The sequence below is a fragment of the Sphingomonas sp. 66-10 genome, assembly GCF_001897045.1.
Lineage (GTDB): Bacteria > Pseudomonadota > Alphaproteobacteria > Sphingomonadales > Sphingomonadaceae > Sphingomonas > Sphingomonas lycopersici.
On sequence record NZ_MKRR01000138.1, the window covers coordinates 87332 to 93753 of the forward strand.

Genomic DNA, 6422 nt, shown 5'->3' on the forward strand with positions numbered 1-6422 from the left:
TCGGTGCAAGCGCGTAGGGGGACGGGCATGAAGATCTTCCTCGTCATCCTGCTGGTGGCAGCGATGATCGCCACGGTGGTCGCGCTGGTGCGCGGCATCGTCACCTTCCTGCAGGGCGCGAGCGCCGAGGCGCGCGGCGAGACCCGCGACGGGCCGAGCGAGAGCCAGCTCAAGTCGAATCGCATGATGCAGCAGCGCATCCTGTTTCAGGCGCTGGCGATCCTGATCTGCGTCGTGCTGCTGTTCGCGATGGGGCGGACGTAAACCCAGATCAAATGTGTCCCCGCGAAGGCGGGGATTCCAGGACCAAAAGCGTCAACGTCGGTGACCGGGGGCGCTGGGCCCCCGCCTTCGCGGGGACACATGCCTTCTTCCGCCACGCCCCGCCCGCCCGCTAGGATCGAAAAATGGTCAAGCTCAACAAGATCTACACCCGCACCGGGGACGACGGGACGACCGGGCTGGTCGACGGCAGCCGCGTGTCGAAGACCGATGCGCGGATGCAGGCGATCGGCGATGTCGACGAAACCAATTCGGCGATCGGGGTGGCGATCGCGGCGCTCGACGATGCCGAGCTCGGCGCAGCGCTGGCGCGGATCCAGAACGATCTGTTCGATCTCGGCGCCGATCTCGCCACGCCGGGGGAGGATTTCACCCCGACCGAAATGACCCTGCGCATCATCCCCGCGCAGGTGGCGCGGCTCGAGGCGGAGATCGACGCGATGAACGCGGGGGTGCCGCCGCTGCGGAGCTTCATTCTGCCGGGCGGCGCGGCGGCCTCGCTCCACCTCGCCCGCGCGATCGCGCGGCGGGCGGAGCGCTCGGCAGTGGCGACAGCGCAGGGCGGCGCCGGCGGGGTCAACCCGCAGGCGTTGATCTATCTCAATCGCCTGTCGGATTTCCTGTTCGTCGCTTGTCGGCTGGTCAATCTGCGTGCCGGCGGCGATGTCTTGTGGGTGCCCGGCGGGGCACGCTGATCACCGGTTGGGAGCAACGAACATGCTGACGTCCTTTATCGTGCCGGCTTATGCGCAGATGCTGCGGGCGCTTTCCGGCTGGCTCGACAAGGCCGAGGCGCAGAAGCCCGGCGCGGCGGCCGAGGCGTTGCTCGCCGCGCGGCTGGCGCCCGACATGTTTCCGCTCGCGGTGCAGATACGGTTCGTTTGCGTCCAGGCGCAGGAGCCGATCTTCCGGTTGCGCGGCGAGCCGGTCCCGGCGACGCTCGACGCGCGCGATGCCGAGGCTTTTCCCGGCACGATCGCCGAGGCCAAGGCGCAGATCGCGGCGGCGATCGCGGCGCTCGACGCGGTGCCCGCAGACGGGCTGGACGGCGCCGCGCAGCAGCCGCTGGCGCTCGCAATGCCCAGCGGCATGGCGTTCGATCTGACCGGCGCGGATTATGCGCGCGACTGGTCGGTCCCCCAATTCTATTTCCACCTGATGACCGCCTACGCCATTTTGCGGAACAACGGCGTCGATCTCGGCAAGCCCGATTATGTGCCGCATATGCGCAGCTATGTGCGGCAAAGCGTGCCGGCATAGCGGGGGCGTAAACGCCCGGCGGTGATGCCAGGCGGCCACCGCGCGTTTCGGGCGCAACCCACCCCTTTCCCCGGCCGACGCGACGGGCTATGGCGCGACGCGAGCCGGCCATGAGCACTGCATCCCCTCTTCTGCCGCCAGCCCACTGGCGCGATTTCCTGGCGCTGACCAAGCCCCGGGTGATGACGCTCGTCGTGTTCACCGGATTGTGCGGGATGCTCGCCGCGCCGGGGCATATCAACCCGGTGCTGGGGTTCACCGCGATCCTGTGCATCGCGCTCGGCGCGGGTGCGGCGGGGGCGCTCAACCAATGGTATGAGGCTGATATCGACGCGGTGATGCGACGCACCGCCGAACGCCCGCTCCCCGCGGGGCGGATGGAGCGGCAGGCGGCGCTGCATTTCGGCGTCGGGCTCGCCGCCTTCTCGGTGATCCTGATGGGGCTGGCGCTCAATCTCGCGGCGGCGGCGATCCTGGCGATCTCGATCCTGTTCTATGTCCTCGTCTACACCGTGTGGCTCAAGCCGCGCACCCCGCAGAATATCGTCATTGGCGGCGCCGCCGGGGCGTTTCCGCCGCTGATCGGCTGGGCCGCCGCGACCGGGCAGGTCGCGTTGCTGCCCTTGCTGCTGTTCATGCTGGTGTTCCTGTGGACCCCGCCGCATTTCTGGGCGCTCGCGCTGTTCGTTAAGACCGATTACGCCAATGCCGGCATCCCGATGCTGCCGGTGGTCGCGGGCGAGCGCACCACGCGCCACCAGATCGGGCTCTATACGATCCCGATGGCGGCGGCGGCGGTGCTGCCCTGGCCGCTCGGGCTGACCGGCACGATCTATGGCGTGGTGTCGCTGGTGACGACGGCGTGGTTCGCATTGCTCGCGCTGCGCGTCGCGACCCGCACGAGCCAGCCAGACGATGCGATGAAGCCCGAAAAGGCGTTGTTCAAATATTCGATCCTCTACCTGTTCGTCGTGTTCGGCGCGCTGGTGATCGACCGGTGGGTGGCATGAAGCGCGACGAAGAAGATCTGATCCGCCAGCGGCAGAAAGGCCGCGCGATCGTGATGGCGGTGCTGCTGGGCGCCTTCGTGCTGCTCGTGTTCGCGATCACCATCGTCAAGATCAAGGCGGGGATCGCCGCACGATGAAGATCACCCGCACCACGCGCACGGCGCTGTTCGCGGTGCTCGGTATCTGCTTCATGACCGGGCTCGCCTTCGCCAGCGTGCCGCTTTACCGATTGTTCTGCGAGGCGACCGGGCTCAACGGCACCACCAATCGCGGGACGGCGGCGCCCGGCGGGGTGCATCATGCGATCCGCATCAATTTCGATGCCAATACCAGCCCGAAGCTGCCGTGGCGCTTCACGCCGGAAAAGGAGGACGAGACGGTCGACGTCGGCGCGCGCGACATGGCCTTCTTCACCGCCACCAACCGCGCCGCCGTGCCGGTCACCGGCACCGCGACCTATAATGTCACCCCGGCGCAGGCGGGCAAATATTTCACCAAGATCCAGTGCTTCTGCTTCACCCAGCAGACGCTGAAGCCGGGCGAGACGGTGCGTATGCCGGTGATCTTCTTCGTCGATCCGAAGATCCTCGACGATCCCGATACCAAGGATGTCGAGACGATCACGCTGAGCTACACATTTTACCCGGTGGATTCCGACAAGCCCACGAGCTAGAGCAAAGCCAATTTAGGAACAGGGAAGCGACGAATGGCCGGCGCCAAGAACCACGATTATCATATCCTGCCCCCCGATCCGTGGCCGTTGATCGGATCGTTCTCGGCGCTCGCGATGGCGGCCGGCGGCATCATGTGGATGCACGGCGGGCATGTCGGCAAGCCGAATGGTGGCGGCTTCCTGTTCTTCGCCGGGCTCGTGGCGGTGCTGTTCACGATGTTCTGCTGGTGGCGCAACGTGATCAAGGAAGCGCATGCCGGCGATCACACCCCGGTGGTGCAGCTCCATTTCCGCTACGGGATGATCCTGTTCATCGCCTCGGAGGTGATGTTCTTCGTCGGCTGGTTCTGGGCCTATTTCGATTTCGCGCTCTTCCCGGCGGCGATCAGCTTCGTCAACGGGCAGGTCGAACATGCGGTCGAGGGCGGCGCGGCGATCGCCGCGCAATGGCCGCCCAAGGGGCTCGAGGTGATCGACGCCTTCGAATTCCCGCTGCTCAACACCCTCATCCTGCTCACCAGCGGCACCACGGTGACCTGGGCGCACCACGCGCTGATCCACAATCAGCGCGGCGGCGAGAAGACCGGGCTGTGGGGGCTGATCGGCGTCGGCAACCGCGACAGCGTGCTCAAGGGGCTGTGGCTGACGATCGTGCTCGGCATGATCTTCACCTCGATCCAGGCCTATGAATACATTCACGCGCCTTTCCCCTTCAAGGGGCTGAACTATGGCGCGGCCTTCTTCATGGCGACCGGGTTCCACGGTTTCCACGTGATCATCGGCACGATCTTCCTGATCGTCTGCCTGATCCGCGCCTATAAGGGCGATTTCACCCCGCGGCAGCATTTCGGCTTCGAAGCGGCGGCGTGGTACTGGCATTTCGTCGACGTGGTGTGGCTGTTCCTGTTCGTCGCCATCTATGTGTGGGGCGGCTGGGGCGCGCCGGTCCACGGTGGCTGAGCCGGATCGGGGTTCGGGCCGGGCGGATACGTCCGCCGGCCCCGACGCCCCGACCGATACGGTTGCGACGGGCGCGGGGGCCGAAGCCGGCCTGCCGCGCCCGCTCGATTGTGGGCTCAAGGGATTGTGCCCGCGCTGCGGCGCGAAAACCCTTTTCGCCGGCTGGACGCGATTCGCCGAGCGCTGCCACGCCTGCGGGCTCGATTATGCCGCGTTCAACGTCGGCGACGGGCCGGCGGCATTCCTCACCCTGATCCTCGGCGCGCTGGTGGTGGTTGGCGCGGTGACGCTGGAGCTGACGCTCGGCCCGCCGCTCTGGGTGCAATTGCTGATCTGGGCGCCGGTGACGCTCGCCGGGGTGGTGCTGAGCCTCAGGCTCGCCAAGGGCTGGCTGATCGCGCTCGAATATCGCAACGCGGCGCGCGAAGGCCGGTTGAAGCAATGAAGCGCTGGCCGGTCGTCCCGACGATCGTCGTCGCGCTCGCGGTGGCGGCGATGATCGCGCTCGGGCTGTGGCAATTGCTGATCCGGCTGCCCGAGAAAGAGGCGCAGCTCGCGCAGCTTGCCGCCAATCCGACGCGGCCGGCGATCGCCTTCCCGCGCTTTCCCGATGATTCGCTGCTGTTCCGCCGCACGAGCGGTTTCTGTCTGTCGGTCGCGTCGATCGAACGCGCGGGGGCGGGCAATGCCGGCTATCGCCTGATCGCCAATTGCCGCACCGGGGCGGAAGGGCCGGGGATGAAGGTCCAGCTCGGCACCACCCACGATCCCGATGCCAAAGTGCAATGGACCGGAGGCAGGGTTTCGGGCTGGATCAGCCACGCCCCCGATTCGCGCCCGCTGATCGCCGGGCTGTTCAACCATGTCCCGCGCGAATTGGTGCTCGTCGCCGATACGCCCGCGCCGGGGCTCGCAGCGAACAGCCGGCCCGATGTCGGCATCGTCCCCAACAATCACTTCGCTTATGCGATGCAATGGTTCTTCTTCGCCGCGGTCGCGGCGGTGATCTATGTCCTCGCGGTTCGGCGAAGGATTGCCCGCGCGGGCGAGGGGCGTTAGGCGCGCGCTTCATGCGCTATATCTCCACCCGCGGCGCCGCGCCCGCGCTCGATTTCCGCGACGTGACGCTCGCCGGCCTCGCGGCCGACGGCGGCCTTTACGTTCCCGAGACCTGGCCGAGCTTCTCGCGCGACGAGATCGCCGCGCTCGCCGGGCTGAGCTATGTCGATACTGCGGTCGCGGTGATGACCCCGTTCGTCGGCGACAGCCTGACGCCGGACGAGCTCAAGGCCTTGTGCACCGCCGCTTACGGCCGGTTCGCGCATGCCGCGGTGACGCCGTTGGTCCAGCTCGATCACGATCAGTGGCTGCTCGAACTGTTCCACGGTCCGACGCTCGCGTTCAAGGATGTCGCGCTGCAATTGCTCGGATTGCTGTTCGAGAAATTTCTCTCCGGGTCCGACAAGCATGTCACGATCGTCGGCGCGACCTCGGGCGATACCGGGTCGGCGGCGATCGATGCGGTCGCCGGGCGCGCCGGGATCGATATCTTCATGCTCCACCCCGAAGGGCGGGTGAGCGACGTCCAGCGCCGCCAGATGACCACGGTCGGCGCGCCCAACGTCCATAACATCGCGATCCGCGGCGATTTCGATTCCGCGCAGGCGCTGGTCAAGGCGATGTTCAACGACCCTGCCTTCGCCGGGCGCTTCAACCTCTCCGCGGTCAATTCGATCAACTGGGCGCGGCTGATGGCGCAGGTGGTCTATTATTTCTACGCCGCGGTGCGGCTCGGCGCGCCGGGCCGCGCGGTGGCGTTCAGCGTGCCGACCGGCAATTTCGGCGACGTCTTCGCGGGCTATGTCGCGGCGAAGATGGGGCTGCCGGTCGCCAAATTGGTCGTCGCGACCAACGTCAACGATATCCTCCACCGCGCGCTTTCCAGCGGCGATTATTCGACCGGCACCGTCGTCCCCACCCCGACGCCGTCGATGGATATCCAGGTCTCGTCCAATTTCGAGCGATTGCTGTTCGATCTCGGCGGGCGGGACGGCGCCGCGCTGGCGGCGCAGATGCACGGCTTCGAGAGCGCGCGGGCGATGCAGCTCAGCAACGCGCAACGCGAGGGCGCGGCGGGGCTGTTCGCCAGCGAGCGGGTCGATGTCGACGATATGGCGCTGGCGATGCGCTGGGCGAGCGAGCATGCTGGGCAGGTGATCGATCCGCACAGCGCGATC

At 67.1% G+C, this 6422-nt stretch carries 10 protein-coding genes; all 10 read left to right on the forward strand.

The window, feature by feature from the left end:
* On the forward strand, positions 1-264 hold a 264-nt coding region (locus BGN95_RS19670), incomplete at its 5' end, for a twin transmembrane helix small protein (protein ID WP_286773759.1).
* A gap of 143 nt (positions 265-407) precedes the next feature.
* Positions 408-977, forward strand: a complete 570-nt coding sequence (locus BGN95_RS19675) for a cob(I)yrinic acid a,c-diamide adenosyltransferase (protein ID WP_265313568.1) — start codon at positions 408-410, stop codon at positions 975-977.
* Between the two features lie 22 nt (positions 978-999).
* Positions 1000-1542 (forward strand): DUF1993 family protein, encoded by a 543-nt coding sequence (locus BGN95_RS19680; RefSeq protein ID WP_286773760.1) that lies wholly within the window; start codon positions 1000-1002, stop codon positions 1540-1542.
* A 110-nt stretch (positions 1543-1652) separates the two neighbouring features.
* Positions 1653-2552: a heme o synthase gene (locus BGN95_RS19685; protein WP_265313570.1), complete on the forward strand. Its 900-nt coding sequence runs from the start codon at positions 1653-1655 to the stop codon at positions 2550-2552.
* Positions 2549-2689 (forward strand): cytochrome c oxidase system small membrane protein, encoded by a 141-nt coding sequence (locus BGN95_RS19690; RefSeq protein WP_286773761.1) that lies wholly within the window; start codon positions 2549-2551, stop codon positions 2687-2689. The genes BGN95_RS19685 and BGN95_RS19690 overlap by 4 nt, the downstream gene beginning before the upstream one ends.
* Complete coding sequence (locus BGN95_RS19695) at positions 2686-3225, forward strand: cytochrome c oxidase assembly protein (protein ID WP_286773762.1); 540 nt, start codon at positions 2686-2688, stop codon at positions 3223-3225. Before BGN95_RS19690 ends, BGN95_RS19695 begins: the two co-directional genes overlap by 4 nt.
* A gap of 33 nt (positions 3226-3258) precedes the next feature.
* Positions 3259-4185: a cytochrome c oxidase subunit 3 gene (locus tag BGN95_RS19700; RefSeq protein WP_179513097.1), complete on the forward strand. Its 927-nt coding sequence runs from the start codon at positions 3259-3261 to the stop codon at positions 4183-4185.
* A 91-nt stretch (positions 4186-4276) separates the two neighbouring features.
* Positions 4277-4630 carry a DUF983 domain-containing protein gene (locus BGN95_RS19705; RefSeq protein WP_265268842.1) on the forward strand — a complete coding sequence of 118 codons (354 nt, stop codon included), beginning with the start codon at positions 4277-4279 and terminating at the stop codon, positions 4628-4630.
* Positions 4627-5244, forward strand: coding sequence for an SURF1 family cytochrome oxidase biogenesis protein (locus BGN95_RS19710; protein ID WP_179513099.1), 618 nt, complete (start codon positions 4627-4629; stop codon positions 5242-5244). Before BGN95_RS19705 ends, BGN95_RS19710 begins: the two co-directional genes overlap by 4 nt.
* 11 nt (positions 5245-5255) lie before the next feature.
* The coding region (gene thrC / locus BGN95_RS19715) for a threonine synthase (RefSeq protein WP_286773763.1) at positions 5256-6422 on the forward strand (1167 nt) is incomplete at its 3' end.

Excerpts from the sequence above, each read along its gene's own strand:
- BGN95_RS19700 (WP_179513097.1), top strand. The coding sequence starts at position 3,259 with ATGGCCGGCGCCAAGAACCACGATTATCATATCCTGCCCCCCGATCCG.
- BGN95_RS19695 (WP_286773762.1), top strand. The coding sequence starts at position 2,686 with ATGAAGATCACCCGCACCACGCGCACGGCGCTGTTCGCGGTGCTCGGT.
- BGN95_RS19675 (WP_265313568.1), top strand. The coding sequence starts at position 408 with ATGGTCAAGCTCAACAAGATCTACACCCGCACCGGGGACGACGGGACG.
- BGN95_RS19685 (WP_265313570.1), top strand. The coding sequence starts at position 1,653 with ATGAGCACTGCATCCCCTCTTCTGCCGCCAGCCCACTGGCGCGATTTC.
- BGN95_RS19690 (WP_286773761.1), top strand. The coding sequence starts at position 2,549 with ATGAAGCGCGACGAAGAAGATCTGATCCGCCAGCGGCAGAAAGGCCGC.
- BGN95_RS19680 (WP_286773760.1), top strand. The coding sequence starts at position 1,000 with ATGCTGACGTCCTTTATCGTGCCGGCTTATGCGCAGATGCTGCGGGCG.
- BGN95_RS19710 (WP_179513099.1), top strand. The coding sequence starts at position 4,627 with ATGAAGCGCTGGCCGGTCGTCCCGACGATCGTCGTCGCGCTCGCGGTG.